This window comes from Sulfitobacter sp. TBRI5 (genome assembly GCF_051013555.1).
Lineage (GTDB): Bacteria > Pseudomonadota > Alphaproteobacteria > Rhodobacterales > Rhodobacteraceae > JL08.
In genome coordinates this window covers 2,142,015-2,161,059 of record NZ_CP112884.1, presented here as the reverse complement: position 1 = coordinate 2,161,059, position 19,045 = coordinate 2,142,015, and the positions used below count along the sequence as shown (strand labels likewise).

General features: G+C 58.2%; 16 protein-coding genes. 10 read left to right on the top strand and 6 right to left on the bottom strand.

Going from position 1 to position 19,045, the window contains the following annotated elements:
- Positions 1 to 30 precede the first annotated feature (30 nt).
- The 4 genes from OLX72_RS10835 to OLX72_RS10820 are packed head-to-tail and all read left to right on the top strand — an operon-like array spanning position 31 to position 3,001.
- The gene (locus tag OLX72_RS10835; protein ID WP_114872396.1) at positions 31 to 489 is read left to right on the top strand and encodes a YaiI/YqxD family protein; all 459 of its coding nucleotides are present in this window, start codon (positions 31 to 33) and stop codon (positions 487 to 489) included.
- A 37-nt stretch (positions 490 to 526) separates the two neighbouring features.
- Positions 527 to 1,147, top strand: a complete 621-nt coding sequence (locus tag OLX72_RS10830) for an HAD family hydrolase (RefSeq protein ID WP_433988635.1) — start codon at positions 527 to 529, stop codon at positions 1,145 to 1,147.
- 1 nt (position 1,148) lies between these two features.
- Positions 1,149 to 2,066: an ornithine cyclodeaminase family protein gene (locus OLX72_RS10825; RefSeq protein WP_114871205.1), complete on the top strand. Its 918-nt coding sequence runs from the start codon at positions 1,149 to 1,151 to the stop codon at positions 2,064 to 2,066.
- A complete protein-coding gene (locus OLX72_RS10820) occupies positions 2,063 to 3,001 on the top strand; it encodes an alpha/beta fold hydrolase (RefSeq protein ID WP_433988634.1) in 939 nt (312 codons plus the stop codon). Before OLX72_RS10825 ends, OLX72_RS10820 begins: the two co-directional genes overlap by 4 nt.
- Positions 3,002 to 3,012: 11 nt before the next feature.
- Here the strand turns inward: OLX72_RS10820 and OLX72_RS10815 are convergent, their stop codons facing one another.
- Positions 3,013 to 4,254, bottom strand: coding sequence for an MFS transporter (locus OLX72_RS10815; RefSeq protein ID WP_433988633.1), 1,242 nt, complete (start codon positions 4,252 to 4,254; stop codon positions 3,013 to 3,015).
- Between the two features lie 156 nt (positions 4,255 to 4,410).
- On the opposite strand from OLX72_RS10815, the gene zapE reads away from it, so the two are divergent.
- On the top strand, positions 4,411 to 5,475 hold the full coding sequence (gene zapE / locus OLX72_RS10810) for a cell division protein ZapE (RefSeq protein ID WP_433990454.1): 1,065 nt from the start codon (positions 4,411 to 4,413) through the stop codon (positions 5,473 to 5,475).
- 9 nt (positions 5,476 to 5,484) lie between these two features.
- On the opposite strand, the gene OLX72_RS10805 is transcribed toward zapE, so the two are convergent.
- The 4 genes from OLX72_RS10805 to OLX72_RS10790 are packed head-to-tail and all read right to left on the bottom strand — an operon-like array spanning position 5,485 to position 11,759.
- Positions 5,485 to 6,759 carry a bifunctional folylpolyglutamate synthase/dihydrofolate synthase gene (locus tag OLX72_RS10805; RefSeq protein WP_433988632.1) on the bottom strand — a complete coding sequence of 425 codons (1,275 nt, stop codon included), beginning with the start codon at positions 6,757 to 6,759 and terminating at the stop codon, positions 5,485 to 5,487.
- On the bottom strand, positions 6,756 to 7,706 hold the full coding sequence (gene accD / locus OLX72_RS10800; RefSeq protein ID WP_114871209.1) for an acetyl-CoA carboxylase, carboxyltransferase subunit beta: 951 nt from the start codon (positions 7,704 to 7,706) through the stop codon (positions 6,756 to 6,758). Before accD ends, OLX72_RS10805 begins: the two co-directional genes overlap by 4 nt.
- A 60-nt stretch (positions 7,707 to 7,766) precedes the next feature.
- The gene (locus tag OLX72_RS10795; protein ID WP_433988631.1) at positions 7,767 to 8,663 is read right to left on the bottom strand and encodes a lysostaphin resistance A-like protein; all 897 of its coding nucleotides are present in this window, start codon (positions 8,661 to 8,663) and stop codon (positions 7,767 to 7,769) included.
- A 21-nt stretch (positions 8,664 to 8,684) separates the two neighbouring features.
- The gene (locus OLX72_RS10790) at positions 8,685 to 11,759 is read right to left on the bottom strand and encodes an ABC transporter transmembrane domain-containing protein (protein ID WP_433988630.1); all 3,075 of its coding nucleotides are present in this window, start codon (positions 11,757 to 11,759) and stop codon (positions 8,685 to 8,687) included.
- Between the two features lie 182 nt (positions 11,760 to 11,941).
- Here OLX72_RS10790 and ilvD point away from each other — a divergent pair, with 182 nt between their 5' ends.
- The 4 genes from ilvD (at position 11,942) to OLX72_RS10770 (ending at position 15,540) form a co-directional block, all read left to right on the top strand.
- On the top strand, positions 11,942 to 13,675 hold the full coding sequence (ilvD, locus tag OLX72_RS10785) for a dihydroxy-acid dehydratase (protein ID WP_114871212.1): 1,734 nt from the start codon (positions 11,942 to 11,944) through the stop codon (positions 13,673 to 13,675).
- The gene (locus OLX72_RS10780) at positions 13,656 to 14,282 is read left to right on the top strand and encodes a hypothetical protein (RefSeq protein WP_114871213.1); all 627 of its coding nucleotides are present in this window, start codon (positions 13,656 to 13,658) and stop codon (positions 14,280 to 14,282) included. The genes ilvD and OLX72_RS10780 overlap by 20 nt, the downstream gene beginning before the upstream one ends.
- A 95-nt stretch (positions 14,283 to 14,377) precedes the next feature.
- A complete protein-coding gene (locus tag OLX72_RS10775; RefSeq protein ID WP_114871214.1) occupies positions 14,378 to 15,151 on the top strand; it encodes a DUF6478 family protein in 774 nt (257 codons plus the stop codon).
- Between the two features lie 11 nt (positions 15,152 to 15,162).
- Positions 15,163 to 15,540 carry a hypothetical protein gene (locus OLX72_RS10770; RefSeq protein ID WP_114871215.1) on the top strand — a complete coding sequence of 126 codons (378 nt, stop codon included), beginning with the start codon at positions 15,163 to 15,165 and terminating at the stop codon, positions 15,538 to 15,540.
- An 11-nt stretch (positions 15,541 to 15,551) separates the two neighbouring features.
- Here the strand turns inward: OLX72_RS10770 and OLX72_RS10765 are convergent, their stop codons facing one another.
- On the bottom strand, positions 15,552 to 16,022 hold the full coding sequence (locus tag OLX72_RS10765) for a DUF1203 domain-containing protein (protein ID WP_114871216.1): 471 nt from the start codon (positions 16,020 to 16,022) through the stop codon (positions 15,552 to 15,554).
- Positions 16,023 to 16,137: 115 nt separating this feature from the next.
- Between OLX72_RS10765 and OLX72_RS10760 the strand changes: the two genes are divergently transcribed.
- On the top strand, positions 16,138 to 19,017 hold the full coding sequence (locus tag OLX72_RS10760) for an error-prone DNA polymerase (RefSeq protein WP_433988629.1): 2,880 nt from the start codon (positions 16,138 to 16,140) through the stop codon (positions 19,015 to 19,017).
- Positions 19,018 to 19,045: the final 28 nt, after the last annotated feature.

Below are 19,045 nucleotides of genomic sequence, written 5' to 3'. Positions count from 1 at the left end.
GACGCCGCAAAAAACGGAGCACTGAACAATATGGCCATCTATGTGGATGCCGATGCCTGCCCGGTGAAAGCCGAAGCCGAAAAAGTTGCGACACGCCACGGCATGCAGGTTTTTTTTGTATCCAATGGCGGCCTGCGCCCGTCGCAAAACCCGCTGGTTCAGAACATCATTGTTGATGCCGGCCCCGATGTCGCCGACATGTGGATTGCCGATCGCTGCGGCGCAGGCGATGTGGTTATCACCGGAGACATCCCGCTGGCCGCCAAATGCGTCGAGGCCGGGGCGCGTGTTCTGAAACACAATGGCGAAGCGCTGACACAGGCCAACATAGGCAACGTGCTGGCCACGCGGGATCTGATGGCCGATTTGCGCGCCGCCGATCCGTTTCGCGCAGGCGGCGGGAAAGGCTTTACAAAGGCCGACCGCTCCCGTTTTCTGGAGGCGCTGGAACGCGAATTACGCGCCGCAGCGCGGGGCGGACCCGCATGACACAATCGCCATGGCGACCCTTGAAAGCAGGACGGAAATGCAACCAAAAGCGGTGATCTTTGACATCGGAAACGTGTTGATCGAATGGCAACCGGAATGGTTTTACGATCGCGTGATCGGCGCCGACCGCCGCCAAGCCATGTTCGCCGAAGTGGACCTGCACGGCATGAACGACAGGGTTGATCTGGGCGGGCACTTTACCGAAACCATTTATGCCACCGCCGAAGAATACCCGGAATGGCGCACTGAAATTAGGATGTGGCACGATCACTGGATAGAACTGGCCTCGCCCGCGATTGATCATTCGGTACGTCTTAAATCGGCACTGCGCGCCAAAGGTATTCCGGTGTTTTCCCTGACCAATTTCGGCATCCAGAGCTTTGATTACGCAGCCACGCAATATCCGTTTCTGACGGAATTCGACCGCCAGTATATTTCGGGCCACATGAAGGTGATCAAACCGGATCCCGAAATCTACCGGATGGTAGAAGCGGATTGTGGCATAGAGCCTTCTGCGCTGCTGTTCGCCGATGACCGGACCGACAACATCACGATGGCTGCATCGCGCGGATGGCAGACGCATTTGTTCGATGGCCCGCAAGGCTGGGCTGATGCGCTTGTCAGCCATGGATTATTGACCCCAAGGGAGGCCGCATAAGATGACCCTGACACAAATCCCTTTCGAGGCCGGCGATGCCCTGCTGGACTGGTCGGAACTGGCGCTCGCTCTGGAACAGGGCCATAAGCTGCCAAAGGCCGATATCGGCGATACGTTTCTCTATCGGGGCAAGGACACGTTGCTGTCGCGCGCCGCGTGGATCGACGGCATGGGCGTCGCCGTGAAATCCGCCACCATCTATCCTGACAACCCCGCGCAAGGCAGGCCGATGATCAATGGCGCTGTCTGTCTTTATGCCGATGAAACAGGCATGCTAGAGGCGCTGATCGATTTCCATCTGGTGACAAAATGGAAAACTGTCGGGGACAGCCTGCTGGCCGCCCAAAAACTGGCGCGCGCCGACAGCAAGACAATCCTGATCGTTGGCGCGGGCACAGTGGGCCGTTCGGTTCACGCCGCCTTTGGCCCCGCCTTTAAGGACGCAAGGTTCGAGATATGGAACCGCACGACCGCGACTGCGCAAGCCATGGCCGCAGATTTGCCGAACCTGACAGTTGTCACCGATCTGGAGGATGCCGTGCGCCGCGCAGACATCATCGTGACGGCGACGATGTCCACAACCCCGCTGATCAAGGGTGAGTGGCTGCAACCGGGCCAGCACCTGAACATGATCGGAGCCTACCGCCCGGACATGCGCGAAGCGGATGATACCGCGCTGAAGCGCGCCCGGATTTTTGTAGACAGCTATGACACGACAATCGGCCACATCGGAGAGTTGAAAATCCCGATCGAGGCCGGTGTGATCACGAAATCCGATCTGGTGGCCGACTATTACGACATGGGCGCGTTCAAGCGCACATCAGAAGACGATATCACCCTTTTCAAAAACGGTGGCGGCGCACATCTGGACCTGATGACAAGCCGCTACATTCTGGAAAAATGGATGGCCGCTGCATGATTTTCTTCTGGGGCGTGCTGCTGATCATTCTGGGGGCACTTGTCGCACTGCCTTTCGCCCGCGAGGAAATGCGCCGCAAAATGGGCCCGGAGGAACGCAAGGCCGCCCCGGGACGCTTTGTTACACTATCCCAAGGTGTCACACATTATGAATGGCTGGGCCCTGTCCGCGGTCCGGTGGCCGTCTGTGTACACGGGCTGACAACACCGTCCTATGTGTGGCGTGGTATGGGGCGGGGCCTTGCTTTGATGGGGTATCGCGTGTTGATCTACGATCTTTACGGGCGCGGGTATTCGGATCGCCCCCCCGGGCTTCAAACCGGCCAATTCTTCAACACACAACTGGAAGATCTTCTGGAAGATCAGGCGGTCAGCGACGACATTACACTGTTGGGCTATTCCATGGGCGGAGCGATCGTTGCGTCCTTTACCGCCAGTCACCCTGAAAAAATCCGGCACCTGATCCTGATTGCCCCTGCTGGCATCGCCATTATTCGGAACAGATTGTACGATTTTTGTGTCCGCACCCGGATCGCGGGCGAATGGCTGATGCTTGCGCTGTTTCCATATTTCCACCGCAAAGGCGTGAACACGGAAAAGAATCTGCCCAGTTCAGTTGAGAATATAACGACCCTTCAAAAGGCGGAATTGAAATATCAGGGCTTTGTACCTGCCGTCCTGAGCAGTCTACGTGGCATTCTGGCCGTACCGCTTGAAGACGAACATCGCATCATTCATTCAGCCGGTATTCCGGTTCTGGCAGTGTGGGGCCGCCACGATGATGTCATCCCGCTAAGTGCCGTCGGAAAACTGACCGAGTGGAGCAGGAACGCCCGTCAGGAAGTGATTGAAGATGCCGGCCATGGCCTGACTTACACCCATACAGATGCTGTTCTGGCCGCGATGAGCGATGTGTTACGCGAAGGGCTGTCCTGACGGATCAGAAATCAGGCTGACTGAAGGTAGTGAACAGGCTTTTCCCTGATCGGCAGGTGAACGATGGCGCTGAAGGCGCCGACGCCAACACCGATCCACCAGACAAGTGTGTAATCCCCGTACACGTCATACAATCGTCCACCCAGCCAGACCCCCAGAAAACTACCGATCTGGTGGCTGAGAAACACAAACCCATAAAGCGTGCCCATGTACCGAACCCCGTAAATATAGGCGACAAGCCCGGATGTCAGCGGCACCGTGGCCAGCCACAACATGCCCATCGTCACTGAAAAAACGATGACTGTCAGTGGCGTGATCGGAAACATGATAAACACAGCCGCAACAATCGTACGCCCAACGTAAATACCGGCCAGAAGATATTTCTTGGGCAAGCGGCTGCCGGCCCACCCTGCCATAAGAGTTCCCACGATATTGGCCGCACCGATCAACGAAATCGAAATCGCGCCCAGCGCCGATGTGGTTGTGATCCCCATGGAATACAGCATCCCGCCCGGTTCGATCGGGCCGCAGAGTTCCGTGACAAAGGCAGGGAAATGCGCCGTGATGAATGCCACCTGATACCCGCAACTGAAGAACCCTACAAAAATCAGGATATAAGACGGATCGCGAAACGCCTGCCCCAGAACCGCACCCATTGATCGCTCAATCTCGGCCTTGTTCACGGGTTGGGGCGCGCTTAAAAACGGCAAGGTGAACAGTGTCGCAAGGATCAGGCCGGAAAACACGATAAACGTTGTCTGCCATGACATCAGGCCAAGCAGCCATTCCGCCCCCGGCGGCCCGACGATCTGCCCGAAACTGCCTGCCGCCGCCGCAATCGCAAGCGACATGGAACGGTTTTCATCCGTGGCCGCCCGCCCGACAACGGCCAGAATAACCCCGAACCCGGTCCCCGCGATACCGAATCCGATCAGCCAGGCATAGATCTGGTGGCCCAGCGGCGATGTGGAAAAGGCGGTCAGCACCAGACCCAAAGCATAAACCAGCGCCCCGATCACGATGGCGCGTTTGTCACCGATCTTTTCGGCGATCGCACCGAATATCGGCTGCCCGATACCCCACGCCAGATTCTGGATCGCGATGGCAAGCGAAAACTCGGTGCGCAGCCAACCCAGTTCCGCGGCCACGGGAATCTGGAAAACACCGAATGTCGCCCTGATGCCGAAACTCACGATGATAATGACGCAGCCGACAATCAGAACCGGATTGAATAACCGTGCACTGGTCTGCATGTCATGCTCCTGCTCGCTTTGGGCAGCTTTGTTGTTTGGCGTGCAGCGGTCAAATCAATAAATTTGCCGTTTCACATCAGAAATTCTAATGACTCTCTTTTGCGGCGCGCCGAACACACACTTTCCAATTGTCCACCGCCACGTTATCCCGATCTGATGACGCGCGTTCAGGATCATTATGCAGCCAAAATCGCGGACGGCACTTTACACGCCGATCCAGCGCAAGAGGCCGTGTTGCCCGAATTCGAACGTATGCGCGCCGCGCTGGCCGAACCGGTGCGCAAGAGCCTGTTCAAAAAGGCACCGCCACCGCCAAAAGGTCTTTATATCTGGGGCGGTGTCGGGCGCGGCAAATCCATGCTGATGGATTTGTTTGTGGAAACTCTGCAAGACGCTGATATCGCCGTGCGGCGGGTCCATTTCCATGCCTTCATGCAGGAAATTCACGCTGCTATGCATGTTGCCCGAAAATCCGGCGTGGAAGACGCGATTGCGCCGGTTGCAGCGGATGTTGCAGCACAGGTCCGGCTGCTGGCGTTCGATGAGATGCAGATTACCGATATCACCGATGCCATGATCGTCGGGCGCCTGTTCGAGGCGCTGTTCGCGGCAGGGGTTGTGATTGTCACCACGTCCAACCGCGTGCCGGATGATCTTTACAAGGACGGTCTGAACCGGCAGTTGTTTCTGCCTTTTATCGAGCTTCTGAAAGACAAGATGGTGGTATGGGAATTGTCCAGCCCGACCGATTACCGCCAGAACCGTCTGGAAGGGGCGCAGGTCTATTTCACACCGATCAACACCGAAGCCCGTGCCGCGATCAGCGCCGTGTGGCAGGATCTGACGGGCGGCCCCGCCACCCGCCTGACACTGCACGTCAAAGGCCGCGAGGTTGAAATACCTGCGTTCCGCAATGGCGTGGCCCGCGCCACGTTTTACGATCTGTGCGGCAAACCATTGGGAGCAGCCGATTATCTGGCGCTGGCGGAAACCGCCAAAGTGCTGGTGCTTGAAGACATCCCGCGCCTGTCACGATCCAATTTCAACGAGGCCAAGCGGTTCGTCACATTGATCGATGCATTATACGAGGCCGGAGTGCGGCTGGTGTGCTCCGCGGCCGCCGAACCGGAATTGCTTTATGTCGAAGGCGAAGGCACGTTTGAATTTGAACGCACAGCCTCTCGGTTGCGCGAAATGCAGGCCGAAGACTGGGGCCGCTGAAGCGTTGACCTAGCCGTTTTCGCGCAGAACCGAACCCGCCAGATACAATGACCCGCAAATCACCACGCGCGCCTCGGGATCCTGCTGCGCGATCTGGGTCAGCGCGTCTTTGACAGACATCGCGGTTTTCGCCGTCATGCCGACCCGAGTTGCCACCTCTGCCGTATCTTTAGCATCCAGTGTATTCGCCTCACCCGGGATGGAAACCGCAATCAGGGTTTCAGCCTGTGCCGCCATGGGGCGCAAATAACCTGCTATGTCCTTGGTGTTCAGCATCCCGCAAATCAGGTAAGTCGGACGTGGCGGCAAGCCTGACAGCAGATCGGCAATGGCATGACCGGCGGCGGGATTGTGACCGCCATCAAGCCAAAGCTCGGCATTGGGTGCGACACGCGAAAGCGGGCCATCCGTCAGGCGCTGCATCCGCGCCGGCCAATATGCGTTGGTCACAGCTGCCTCGCAGGCGGCATCGCCCAGATCAAGATGGCGCAACGCCGCCAGCGCAGCACCCGCGTTTTCGATCTGGTGCTTGCCCAGAAGATTGGGCAGCGGCAAATCACGCAGGCCCGTTTCATCCTGATAGATCAATCTGTCCCTTTCGCGCGCGACATGCCAGTGCTGGCCGTAAACCAGAAGCGGTGCCCCCTTGCGCGCGGCGACATCCTCGATCACGCCAAGCGCGTCTTCCGTTTGCGGCCCGACAACACACGGCACTCCGCGTTTGATGATCCCGGCCTTTTCAAAGGCGATTTTGGCAATCGTATCGCCCAGATACTGTTCGTGATCCATCGAAACCGGTGTGATGATGGTAAGTGCCGGATTTGCAATCACGTTGGTGGCATCCAGCCGCCCGCCCAATCCAACCTCAAGCAGGGTATAATCAGCTGGAACACGCGAAAATGCCAGCAAGGCGGCACAGGTTGTGATTTCGAAATAGGTAATCATTTCGCCGTTGTTGGCGGCGTAACATTCATCCAGCGCAACCGTCAGATCAGGCTCGGAAATCAGATTGCCTGCCAGCCTGATGCGTTCGTGGAACCGGGCCAGATGCGGCGAGGTATAAACATGCGCCGACAGACCCGCGCCTTCCATACCGGCGCGAATCATGGCCAGCGTGGAGCCTTTGCCATTGGTCCCCGCCACATGAATGACAGGTGGCAGTTTTTCCTGCGGATTATCCAGCGCGACAAGCAGGCGCCACACGCGATCCAGCGTCAAATCCATGATTTTTGGGTGAAGCGCCATCATCCGTTGCAGGATGATGTCCGAACTGTCAGCGTTCATTTCGCTTTGTCAGCCTTGGGTTTTTCTGGCGCATCCTTGCCCTTGCTATCCGGCGCATCAGGCGCATCCGGCGCGGGCAGATCACCTTTGATTGCCGGTGTCAGCCCCAAAAGCATGCGGGTGATCGTGATCAGTTCTTCGCGCAGTTCGGTGCGCGATGTCACGCGATCCAGCATGCCGTGATCCAGCAGATATTCCGCGCGCTGGAACCCGTCAGGCAGTTTTTCACGAATGGTCTGTTCAATCACGCGTGGCCCGGCAAAGCAGATCAACGCGTTGGGTTCAGCGATATGCACGTCGCCCAGCATCGCATAAGACGCGGTCACACCCCCGGTAGTGGGATGGGTCAGCACCACGATATAGGGCAATCCCGCCTCTTTCAGCATCTGCACTGCAACTGTCGTACGCGGCATCTGCATCAGGGACAGGATACCTTCCTGCATACGCGCGCCGCCTGCCGCAGAAAACAGGATCAGGGGACGTTTCAGTTTCACCGCCTGTTCGGCAGCCGCAATGATGGCATTGCCCACATACATACCCATAGAGCCCGCCATAAAGGAAAAATCCTGCGCCGCAGCCACAATCGGGGTCCGGCCGATTTCTCCGGATGCAACAAGCATCGCTTCTTTTTCACCGGTCGCCTTTTGCGCCGCCTTCATCCGGTCCGGATATTTTTTCTGATCACGAAACTGCAGCGGGTCAACCTTGGGCGCCGGCACAGAGACTTCGCTGTAAATGCCGCCATCGAACAATCTGTCAAAACGGTCCCGCGGCGAAATCGCCATGTGGTGGCCGCAATTGGTGCAGACATTCAGATTGTCGGACAATTCCCGATGAAACAGCATCGATCCGCATTCATCGCATTTATGCCAAAGGTTTTCGGGCGTTTCGCGCCGCGAAAAAATCGAATTGATCCGTGGCCGGACGTAGTTTGTAATCCAGTTCATTTCTCTGCCTTGTCTGGCCTGTGTCGGAATTCAGATAAGGCCCTGCGCCAATAAATGCAATCAGCGCCGCAAAGCCAGTCGTGCTGCAAGCCACGACACGATCATAATCGCAAAATCAACCGGGAGCCAAACCCGCAATGCCGCCTCGTCCGCCATAGAAAACGGAACGGTATAAAGCGAAAGCCCCGACAGGGTGTCCGGCAGGGACGTAAACAGCAACGCCGATACATTGGTGACAAAATGCACCGCGATGGCCGGACCCAATGTGCCTGATCTGGCCGTCAGGTCTGCCATCAGCAGCCCGAAACACGCCGCCCAAAGCGCAATAAGCCCTGCATTCGCACCTGTTTCGGCTGGAACATAGTGGGCCAGCCCGAACAGGGCAGATGGCAAAACCATCCATATCCACGGGCTTTTGAACCGTGCGGCCAGTTGCTGCTGTACATATCCGCGAAACAGGATTTCTTCGGCACTGGTCTGGATCAGCACCACAGCAAGAGAAAGTGGAAGCAGTGCAACCCATGTTCCAACGGGCAGGTTTGGCACCAAAGGCTGGTCCATGCCCCAGGGTGGCAAGATCAGGATAACAGCATTCAGGATTACCAGCGCCTTCAGCACCGCCCAGAAATCAGCATGTGCGATCCGCCACGGGCCAATCAGGCCCGAAGGCGCACGTCCGTGCATGACAAAGGCAGCAGCGCAGACACCTGCCGTCATGAACCCGAAGCTTGCGAGCGACACCAGCGCCGTCAGCGGCGTCGTTGCGGTTTGCATCCCTTCCAGAAAATCACCCATTTTTTCAGGCGGCATCGCGGTTTCGACACCTGTCAGAAACAAGATGTTCAAACCCGTCATGACGAAGGCGCCCAGCGCAAGCCCCAAGACCAGCCGCCAAAGCTCTGACTGGGCTCGCGCCGGCGCAACCAGCCATTCATGGCGCGCGTATGATAACTGCAAGATGTTCATCGGTGCCTTGGTTTACCGCGCCTCTGTTCGTTCGGCCTCGTCTTCGGGGCTGATGCCCGCATGGCGCAACCGTTCCGCTGCGCCATTCAAATGTCCTGCAACTGTCTGTAGCAGGTTCATCGCCACCGCCGGGTCACTTTCGATGACTGCGCGGTATTCCTGTGCGCCGATACGCAGGAACCTCGCATCTGTCACTGCGATCAGGTCAAGGGTACGCGGCTCGTTCAGTACGATCGCCAGATCGCCGATCACGCGCCCCGGCAGAACCGTTGAAATCGGCCTTTTGCTGCCATCGCTTTCGGGCCAGTGCAATTCCGCTGTACCCGACAAACACAGATACGCGGCGTCTGCCCTTTGTCCGACCGAAAAAATACGCTGTCCCGCCTTGGCCTCGTACCATTGCGCACTGAACGCCAACAGGCGTTGGTTTTTTCGATCCAGACGGGAAAACAGTTCGGTATTGGCGATGATGCGCTGTTTGCGTTGCAAATCATCTGAACCGGCAAGAGTGTCAAAACTTGAATCATGGTCCGAAACCGTCCCGATCCGCCCGTTCTTTATCTCGACGAAAATATCGTAGCTGTCGGGGTTTCTGAATTCCGCTTCCATGAAAATCTGTGTTGTATCGGGCAGCAGTTCGCGCAACTTTTCGCGGGTGGTAACGCGGCTTTTGTCATCGTGGCTGGCCAGCGCGCGATCCAAGATCAGGATGTCCGGGCGTTTAATGCCGGCGCGACTGAACGCGGCGCGTTCCTGAATGACCTTGGGCAGATTGGCGCCGCCCAGACCCGTTTCCAGATCATAGATCGTTTCAGACACTTTGCGCTTCAGTCCGTTTTCCAGAAGGACGGTGGCGACAACATCTTCGATTTCTTCCGCATAGGCCCCTGCAACGCGCGATATCCGCCCGTAAAGCGCGTTTTCCATCAACGTCAGGCGCGGCAGGTATGTATCGGGTGAAATCTCGACAAAAATATCCTGGACCTGTTCGCGCAGGGCGGCGGCGCGTGTCTTGCGAATTTCGACAATCTTGCGCTTGTAGCGATCCGGAAAACTTGGGCCGATCTGTTCCGCGGTCAACGCGAAAGGAACCGTCAGCATAAGCGCGTTTTCTTCTGCGGTCAGGCTTTCTGCCCCCTGCGTGCGGCGCTTTTCGGCAATCTGGATCAGTGTTTCGTACAGGTCTTCCTCGATCCCCAGCATCCGGAACAGGGGGTGATCGGTGCCGTCCCTGCCAAAGGTCTGATCCAGAGTGTCGATCACAGCCTGAGAAATCGCGATGCCGTCGTCTGCAAGCCCCTGTTCATCCACAAGCGTCATGAATTTGGTGTTCGCAGCAAGCCCGGTCTGGCTGATATCCTGCAACGGGGACGCAAACATAAGATTGCCCCCAAGCGGGATCGACGGATTAAAACTGTCGGGATCGAAATGGTAAACGTATTGATCCAGATCGGCCTCTTTCAACCGCTCAGCCACGACGGGCCGCAGATCTACCACCGCCTTTGCCAGATCGGGATGTCGTTCGGGATCAAATGTGGACCGCACGCTACGACGGAACATGCCATCGTCCAGCCCCATCGTTTCAACCAGTTTGAACCACCACGCACCGATTTCGTCCGGGCTGGACAGGCCTGCAAGGGAAGGATCAAGCCAGTCGGCCTCGAACGGGTCAACGCTGTTGCCTGTACGCTTTGCCTCGGATTCCTTCTTTTCATCCGCGAAGGCAAAGCCATGCGGCATCACGTTCAGGGGCATCAGCAGGTTTTCCCCCAATGTGCCATCGAACAAATAGGGCTGAGAATGGGCATAACCGATCCGCGCCGCAATCACGGCCTGATGAAATTCGTTCAGGTCCTGATCGCCGATCATCACTTTGCCGCGCGATGGAATCACTTCGCGCGTCAGCAATTCGGCAAAAGCCGTTCGTTCGACCTGGCTTGACGATTTGACGGCCACGCGGGCATGCGCGGGAATATCCAGATTGATATCTTCCAGCACCGGGTTCCCGTCCCCGTCTCGCACCGTAACATCCTTGAGAGAGATCGCACCGGAGAGCCGCGGAATTTCGTCCGGACGGCCAACAAAAAGCGATTCATCAATCATGCCCTTGGGAGCAAACCGTTCTGCAATCAACAGCCAGCGCAGGGACATGTCCTGCACCTGATTGTAATACAACAACAGCTCGCGCCAGGGTGCGGACAGATCCTTGTAAGCCGCCAAAGCCGCAACAAGGGCGCCCACCGTGATTTCACCCTTGATCACAAGGTACCCACCGACAGAAAAGAAAAAGAACGGCGTCAACTGCGTGATGAAGTTGTTCAGAAACTTCATAAAGAATTTTTTCTGATAGATCTGAAACCGGATATCGAACAGACGGCCCAACCTGTCCGTAAATCCGGCCAGACGGTATCGCCAGCCGCCATTGATCCGCAAATCACCGATGCCGGCCGCGCTTTCCCCGATTTCGGACGCCAGATGCCGCACTTCTCCGATGCGCGCCTTGTTCAACTGGTTGATCTGGCGTTGCAGCATCGGAATAAGCCATGCCTGCAAGGGGATCAGGGCAACAGAGGCCAACCCGAACCAGAAACTTTGGACAAAAAGGAAAAACAGAATCGTCAGCATCTGGCCCGCCTGAAACACCGGTTGCGCCACCGCATCCCCCATCAGCCCGCCCATCGGTTCGGCTTCGGATGTGATCATGGACACCAGTTCGCCTTGGGATGTGCGCCGGAAATACGGCCGGGGAAAGCGCAGGATTCGGCTGATCAATTGATAGCGGAACCGGCGCAACAGGCGTTCGGACAAGACGCCTTTCATCGTGTTCAATCGCATTTTCAGCAATCCGTGCGCCAGAACCGCCGCAAGAAACGCAAAACACAAAAGCAGCAGAAACTCGACCTGGGTCAGTTCCACGCCGTATGCATCAAAGGTGCTGAACGTGGCACCGATCGCATCGTTGATGATCCGCTTGGGTAATTCCAGGGTCGCGTAAAGAAACGGAAAGGTCAGCAGCGTTACCAGCAAAAGAATGATCTGGTCACGTTTGGAATACTTCCAGATAAACGCGAACAAGGTACGATCCATCAGGCCAACTCCGATCTGGGTGCGCCGGACTCTTGATCAGTTTTACAGAACCAGTGCCGGAATAGTGAGTTAGCGATCACAGACGCCCATTGCAAGGATCGTGCCGGAACAAGGCAATGGCCTTGCGGTGGTCCGGACCCTTGGGTATTCCGATAAAAACCAGTTTTCAGGGAGTCCCCAACATGCAAAAGCGCCACTTCGATAAATCCCGCCTGCCCAGCCGTCACGTGACAGAAGGACCGGCGCGCGCGCCGCATCGGTCGTATTATTATGCAATGGGATTGGGCGACGAGGAAATCCATCAGCCTCTGGTTGGCGTTGCCACGTGCTGGAACGAAGCGGCCCCTTGTAACATTGCGCTGAACCGTCAGGCACAGGCTGTGAAGCTGGGCGTGAAAACTGGCAGCGGTACACCGCGCGAGTTTACGACAATCACGGTGACAGACGGGATCGCAATGGGCCATGAGGGCATGCGCTCTTCCCTTGCCAGCCGCGAAGCGATTGCCGACACCGTGGAACTGACCATGCGCGGCCATTGTTACGATGCGATTGTCGGCCTTGCGGGCTGCGACAAATCGCTGCCCGGCATGATGATGGCGATGATCCGTCTGAACGTGCCGTCGGTGTTCATCTACGGCGGCTCAATCCTGCCGGGCCGTCTGGACGGCAAAGATGTCACCGTTCAGGATGTATTCGAAGCGGTCGGCCAGCATCAGGCCGGCAACTATTCGGATGAACAGCTGGCGGTTCTGGAACGTGTTGCCTGCCCGTCGGCGGGCGCGTGCGGTGGCCAGTTCACGGCCAACACGATGGCCTGCGTATCCGAAGCAATCGGCCTTGCCCTGCCCAACAGCGCCGGCGCGCCCGCGCCCTATGAATCGCGCGACCAGTATGCGATCGCCTCGGGCGAGGCTGTGATGAACCTGCTTGAGAAAAACATTCGCGCGCGCGACATCGTCACCCGCAAATCTTTGGAAAACGCCGCCCGCATCGTGGCCTGTACCGGCGGATCAACCAATGCCGGTCTGCACCTGCCTGCCATGGCGCACGAAGCCGGGATCGATTTCTTTCTGGATGACGTGTGCGAGATTTTCCGCGACACGCCCTATTTCGTCGATCTGAAACCGGGTGGCCAATATGTGGCCAAGGACATGTACGAAGCGGGCGGTGTTCCCGTGGTCATGAAGCAATTGCGCAAGGCTGGCCTGATCCACGAAGACTGCATGACCGTAACCGGTTATTCGATGGGCGAGGAACTGGACAAGATCGACCGCGAGGCGGATGGCCGCGTGATCTATCCGGTTGAAAAGCCGATCAGCAAAACCGGCGGCGTCGTCGGCCTCAAAGGCAATCTGGCCCCCGGCGGTGCGATTGTGAAGATTGCCGGCATGTCGGACGAAGAAATCGTGTTCACCGGCCCCGCCCGCGTGTTCGAATGTGAAGAAGACGCGTTCGAAGCCGTCAAGGCACGCACCTACAAGGAAGGCGAAGTGCTGGTCATCCGCAATGAAGGCCCTGCAGGCGGCCCCGGCATGCGTGAAATGCTGGCCACAACCGCTGCCTTGTCCGGCCAGGGCATGGGCAAAAAGGTTGCGCTGATCACAGACGGGCGGTTCTCTGGCGCGACACGTGGCTTTTGCGTGGGCCATGTCGGCCCCGAGGCGGCGCATGGCGGGCCGATTGCCCTGCTCAAAGATGGTGACATGATCACGATCGATGCGCCCAACGGCGCACTGACAGTTGCACTGAGCGACGAAGAACTGGCCGCGCGCAAAGCCGACTGGAAAGGCCCGCGTGACACGATCTACGCCAGCGGCGCACTTTGGAAATACGCCCAACTGGTTGGTGAAACCTACAAAGGCGCAGTGACCCATCCAGGCGGCAAGGCCGAAAAGCATGTCTATATGGACCTTTGATCGCGGTCTGGTTCTGGCCGCCAGTCTTGCGCTGGCGGCCTGTGTTCCAGCCTCGGAAATGGGATTTTTGTCAACGACACCGCCGCAACCCGACTCGGCTTTGCGCGCCGCTGTAATGGGCGACGGGGCCATCGCCCTGACGGCGCCGCCGGGCTATTGCATTGATGCCGGATCGCTGAAGCCCGGTTTTGCGCTGATCGCACGCTGCGACACGCTGGGCGGGGCAGGCAGGACTGCAAATGTGCCCCTGGCGTTGATTACCGCAACTGTCGTCACCCAGAAAGCGGGCACACCAGCGCCACGCGCCGCTGACCTTGTTTCAGTTCTGGACAATGCGCAGGTGCTTCAGGCGAAAGATCAAAAAGGCGTTGCGCTGGTTCAGTCCCGTGGCGAAACCGGTTTGCAAGGCTTTAGCGACACGCATTGGCGCGGCGCGTTTCTGGTGAATGATGTCATGGTCGGGCTTGCCCTTTACGCACCGGTCGACGGCAAGGCCAGCGGCCCCAGGGGCGCAGCCATTCTGAACGCGCTTGCCACGCAAACGAAATCCAACTCGGCCAACCAGCGCATTGCAGCGCCGACACCCGTATCCAGCAACACAAACTGAACAAAACGCGCAGATTGAACAATTGTCGGTTTATTTGGCCGGAAACGTTCCGTTAAATGCTGACAAGTCATCGGCAAAAGGCAATAAGACAACGTATGGCGTACAAGGGCGACAGCTTGATCGACAAGATATTGTACCGGCGTGAAATGCGCCGCTGGGCGCGGGCGGCCAGCCATGCTGGCGATACGAATTTAAGCACGCTGCGGGCGCAACGCCAGCAGGCCCGGCTGATGCGATCCCATCTGGACAGCTTGATTCACAAGGCGGAAAATCGGCTGGCCTTGCCCAGTGTCGGATCGACCACGTTTCCCAAACCCCACGATGCCGACTGGGCATGGCGCCCCGAACTGTGGCGCGGGCCGCTGGCGCAGGCCGGCATGTCTTCTGTGCAGACCAAATCCATGCTGGGCAACGAGGTGACGCTGTTTCACGACTGCGCCTATTCTGAACTGACCCTGCGCCAGTTGCGCAACCAGCGCGAGGCCGATCTTGCCCCTTACGGTGTACGGTTGGACGTTTTCAAATTTGACGGCTCGTTTCTGTCACTGGTCATTGATCTGCCACAGGCGGCCGTGGCGGGATTGAAACGCACACATCTGTTGCGGATGGATACAATTCTGGAAATCGAAAAGCCGCTGGAAATTTTTGCCCGCCTCAACATCAAACACGGGCCGAACACGGAACAGATCGTGCGCGAACTGCCCCTGCACGAACAGGATGTCATGGTCGAGTTTGATCTGGCCTATTCCAAACTGAATGAAAAGCGCATCGAAAAGGCGTGGCTTGATCTGATCTTTGAAGGTCCGGAAATGAACCAGGTGGTCATCCGCGATCTTACCTTTAACCGCCGCCCCCGCGCAGCCCTTTGATTGAGGCCGGAATGAGCGATTTTGAACTGACGAAGACCCGCATGATTCAGGGGATCTGGGAAGGTGTTTTGACCCCGAAATCCGGCAACAACACGGTGCCGGATGTCCAAGTCACGCATCTGGCCCAAGTCGTCGCAGACGTCGAAATTGTCGAGGATCAGGACGCCGGGTTATGGCGATTGCGTATTCCGGTGCCCGCCGATGCGATTTCGGATGGTGTGCAAACCTTTCTGATCCACGATAGCAGAACCAAGGATCAACTGGGCCAGTTCTGCCTGATTGCCGGGGACGCGTTGGGGGATGACATCCGCGCCGAAATGGACCTGTTGCGCGCCGAACTGGACATGCTCAAACGTGCGTTTCGCCGGCATTGTCTGGAAACGATGTAGCCGCTTGCAGATCAGGCTTTGCGCTCTACACGCGCCTGATAACAATTGTTGCGGGCCGAGCGGACATGGACATAGGCCACCTTGGGGTCGTCCAGAATGCGGGTCGCATGTTCTGCCAGTCTGGTCGTCGCCACCACAGCACCTGTTCCGTAAACGATCCGGTCATCGCGGCCATATCCTTTGATCAGATAATCCGGCGATGTGGTAAGAACCGGCGGCAGGGCAGTGCTGTCGGTGTGCCGTTCGCACGGTTCGGCACACAGGAAAATCGGGCCGGTTTCGGCGTAAGGGTGCAACCCGTCGAACGGACGATGCGCCAGAATCAGCATATCGGCCCCTTCGGGAATGTTGCGCAAGCAATGACGGCACGGATTGCCGGCCCCATTTGAAACAGCACGTTCGGCAGGGGCGCCATAGGCATCCGGCGCACCGGATTGATAAGCACGGACGATATCGGTTGGCAGGGCTGAAAATGTGATCATGGCACTCTCCTTTCGTCATGGTGTGCCACAGGTTTTGAGGCCCGCGCGACCCGTTTCCTGCGCAAATCACAAAAGGACTCGGAAAAAGAACAAAAGGTGAATAAAATGGATTTCCATGTTCACAGAATTATCGATCACGTCCAATTTCACGTTCCTGACAGGCGCGTCCCACCCCGAGGAATATATCCGCCGGGCGGCGACCCTTGATCTGCCCGCCATTGCCATTGCCGATGACAATTCGGTGGCCGGGATCGTGCGTGCCCACACCGAAGCGCGTCATATCATGCGGCTGGTGCGCGCACGGCAGGACTGGGACGCCGCGAACGGGCTGATCGGGCCGCCCTGCCCCGCTCATCTGCCCAAACCGCAGTCGTTTCCGGTGTATAATGCCCCGCGTCTGATCCCTGCCGCGCGGCTGGTATTTACCGATGCGCCCCCCGTGACGGTGTTGCCAACAGACCGGACCGGATGGGGAAATCTGTGCCGTATTCTGTCCACAGGCCGGTTGCGCACCACCAAGGGCGATTGCGATCTGCAACTGGCAGATTTGCTGGACCGCAGCGAAGGGCTGGAATTGCTGATCTGGCCACAGGGGGATTGGGAGCCGGCGGCGCGGCAGATCAAGACACACGCCCCCGACCGCCTGCATATACTGCTTTGCCCGCATTATGACGGGCAGGACAGCGCCCGTTTTGCCGCGCTGACCCGGCAGGCCAGCGCATTGAACCTGCCCACCCTGGCCAGCGCCGCGCCACGGATGCATCACGGCGCGCGGCGCAAATTGGCCGATGTACTGACAGCCGTGCGCCTTGGGCGAAAGGTGGACGATCTGGGACGCGACGCACTGGCAAACGCCGAACAGCGCCTGCGATCCGAACCCGAAATGCGGCACCTGTTCCAAGGCCACGAAGACGCGGTGGAACGGGCCTATACCCTCGGCACCAGACTGGGCTTCAGCCTTGACCAGTTGCGTTATGAATACCCATCAGAAGGCACGGCGCAGGAAACACCGGCACAACGGCTGGCGCGGTTGGCCTCCGACGGGCTGCGCTGGCGTTATCCGGGCGGGGCATCCGATAAGGTGCGCGCGATGTTGCAGCACGAACTGAATCTGATCAGCAAGCTTAAATACGAACCTTATTTCCTGACAGTGCGCGACATCGTGGCCTTTGCCCGTTCGCGCAACATCCTGTGTCAGGGGCGCGGGTCGGCTGCGAATTCGGTGGTGTGCTATTGTCTTGGCATCACATCCGTCAGCCCCGAGATCGGGACCATGGTCTTTGAACGGTTCGTATCCGAAGCGCGGGATGAACCGCCTGATATTGATGTCGATTTCGAACATGAACGCCGCGAAGAGGTGATCCAGCATATTTATGAACGCTATGGCCGCCATCGTGCGGGCCTGTGCGCCACCGTCGTGCATTATCGCGGCAAACGCGCCATCCGCGAAGTCGGACGCGCCATGGGGCTGAGTGAAGATACCATTTCAGCGCTCAGCTCTCAGCTTTGGGGTTTTTTCAGCACCAAGGGGCTGGAGGAGGAACGCATGCGCGAGATCGGTCTTGATCCGGCCGACCGGCGGCTGCGGCAAATGCTGGATCTGGTTCATGAGATCAACGGCTTTCCCCGCCATCTGTCCCAGCATGTCGGCGGCTTTGTCATCACCCAAGGCAGGCTGGATGAACTGGTTCCGATCGAAAACGCCACGATGGAGGGGCGCACGGTGATCTGCTGGGACAAGGATGACATCGACACATTGGGCATTCTCAAGGTCGATGTCCTGAGCCTTGGAATGCTGACCTGTATCCGCAAGGCGTTTGATCTGCTGCACCAGCATCACCAGATCGATCATACGCTGGCCACCCTGCCCCCCGAAGATCCCCAAGTCTATGATATGCTGTGCCGCGCCGACAGCATCGGGGTATTTCAGGTCGAAAGCCGCGCGCAGATGAATTTTCTGCCGCGGATGCGTCCGCGCAATTTCTACGATCTGGTGATCGAAGTGGCCATCATCCGGCCCGGCCCCATTCAGGGCGATATGGTGCATCCCTACATCCGGCGGCGCAATGGCGAAGAGGCGGTCAGCTTTCCATCAGACGCTTTGGGCGACGTGTTGGGCAAGACGCTGGGTGTGCCGCTGTTTCAGGAACAGGCGATGCAGATCGCCATTGTCGGTGCAGGCTTCACCCCCGATCAGGCCGACCGGTTGCGCCGCTCGCTGGCCACGTTCAAGAAACACGGCAATGTCAGCGAATTTCGCAACCTGTTCCTGCGCGGCATGAAGCGTAACGGTTATGATGAAGATTTCGCCGACCGCTGTTTCAGCCAGATCGAGGGGTTCGGCTCTTACGGATTTCCCGAAAGCCACGCGGCGTCTTTTGCGCTACTGGTCTATGCCTCTGCCTGGATCAAATGCCACCATCCGGGCATTTTTGCCTGTGCTTTGCTGAATTCCCAGCCCATGGGCTTTTATGCCCCCGCCCAGATCGTGCGCGATGCCCGCGAACATGATGTGACCGTACGCCCGATCTGTATCAATTCCAGCTACTGGGACAACGTGATGGAGCCCGACGGGCATGGCGGTCTGGCCCTGCGCCTGGGGTTTCGCCAGATCAAGGGGCTAAGCGAGGAAGACGCCTGCTGGATCACGGCGGCGCGCGGCAACGGGTATCGTTCGGTGCAGGATGTGTGGCGCCGCGCAGGGCTGTCGCCGCCGGTGCTGGCACGGCTGGCCGAAGCGGACGTGTTCGCCGGGCTGGACCTGTCCCGCCGCGCCGCCCTGTGGGAGGCCAAGGCGATCACAACCGACACCCCCCTGCCGCTGTTCGCAGGCGATATCGAAGGCGAAGGCATCGTTGAACCCGCCGCCAATCTTCCCGAAATGACGATGGGCGAACAGGTGGTCGAGGATTACGTTGCCATGCGTCTAAGCCTGCGGGCGCATCCGGTGGCATTGCTGCGCCATATCCTTACCCCCGGAACGCAACCCCTGTAATTTGCAGGCAGCACAACGCCGGCCCTGA

Coding starts and splice junctions, on each gene's coding strand:
- OLX72_RS10820 (WP_433988634.1), top strand. CDS start 2,063: ATGATTTTCTTCTGGGGCGTGCTGCTGATCATTCTGGGGGCACTTGTC.
- OLX72_RS10780 (WP_114871213.1), top strand. CDS start 13,656: ATGTCTATATGGACCTTTGATCGCGGTCTGGTTCTGGCCGCCAGTCTT.
- accD (WP_114871209.1), bottom strand. CDS start 7,706: ATGAACTGGATTACAAACTACGTCCGGCCACGGATCAATTCGATTTTT.
- zapE (WP_433990454.1), top strand. CDS start 4,411: ATGACGCGCGTTCAGGATCATTATGCAGCCAAAATCGCGGACGGCACT.
- OLX72_RS10790 (WP_433988630.1), bottom strand. CDS start 11,759: ATGGATCGTACCTTGTTCGCGTTTATCTGGAAGTATTCCAAACGTGAC.
- OLX72_RS10815 (WP_433988633.1), bottom strand. CDS start 4,254: ATGCAGACCAGTGCACGGTTATTCAATCCGGTTCTGATTGTCGGCTGC.
- OLX72_RS10760 (WP_433988629.1), top strand. CDS start 16,138: ATGTTCACAGAATTATCGATCACGTCCAATTTCACGTTCCTGACAGGC.
- OLX72_RS10770 (WP_114871215.1), top strand. CDS start 15,163: ATGAGCGATTTTGAACTGACGAAGACCCGCATGATTCAGGGGATCTGG.
- OLX72_RS10805 (WP_433988632.1), bottom strand. CDS start 6,759: ATGAACGCTGACAGTTCGGACATCATCCTGCAACGGATGATGGCGCTT.
- OLX72_RS10830 (WP_433988635.1), top strand. CDS start 527: ATGCAACCAAAAGCGGTGATCTTTGACATCGGAAACGTGTTGATCGAA.
- OLX72_RS10775 (WP_114871214.1), top strand. CDS start 14,378: ATGGCGTACAAGGGCGACAGCTTGATCGACAAGATATTGTACCGGCGT.
- ilvD (WP_114871212.1), top strand. CDS start 11,942: ATGCAAAAGCGCCACTTCGATAAATCCCGCCTGCCCAGCCGTCACGTG.
- OLX72_RS10825 (WP_114871205.1), top strand. CDS start 1,149: ATGACCCTGACACAAATCCCTTTCGAGGCCGGCGATGCCCTGCTGGAC.
- OLX72_RS10835 (WP_114872396.1), top strand. CDS start 31: ATGGCCATCTATGTGGATGCCGATGCCTGCCCGGTGAAAGCCGAAGCC.
- OLX72_RS10765 (WP_114871216.1), bottom strand. CDS start 16,022: ATGATCACATTTTCAGCCCTGCCAACCGATATCGTCCGTGCTTATCAA.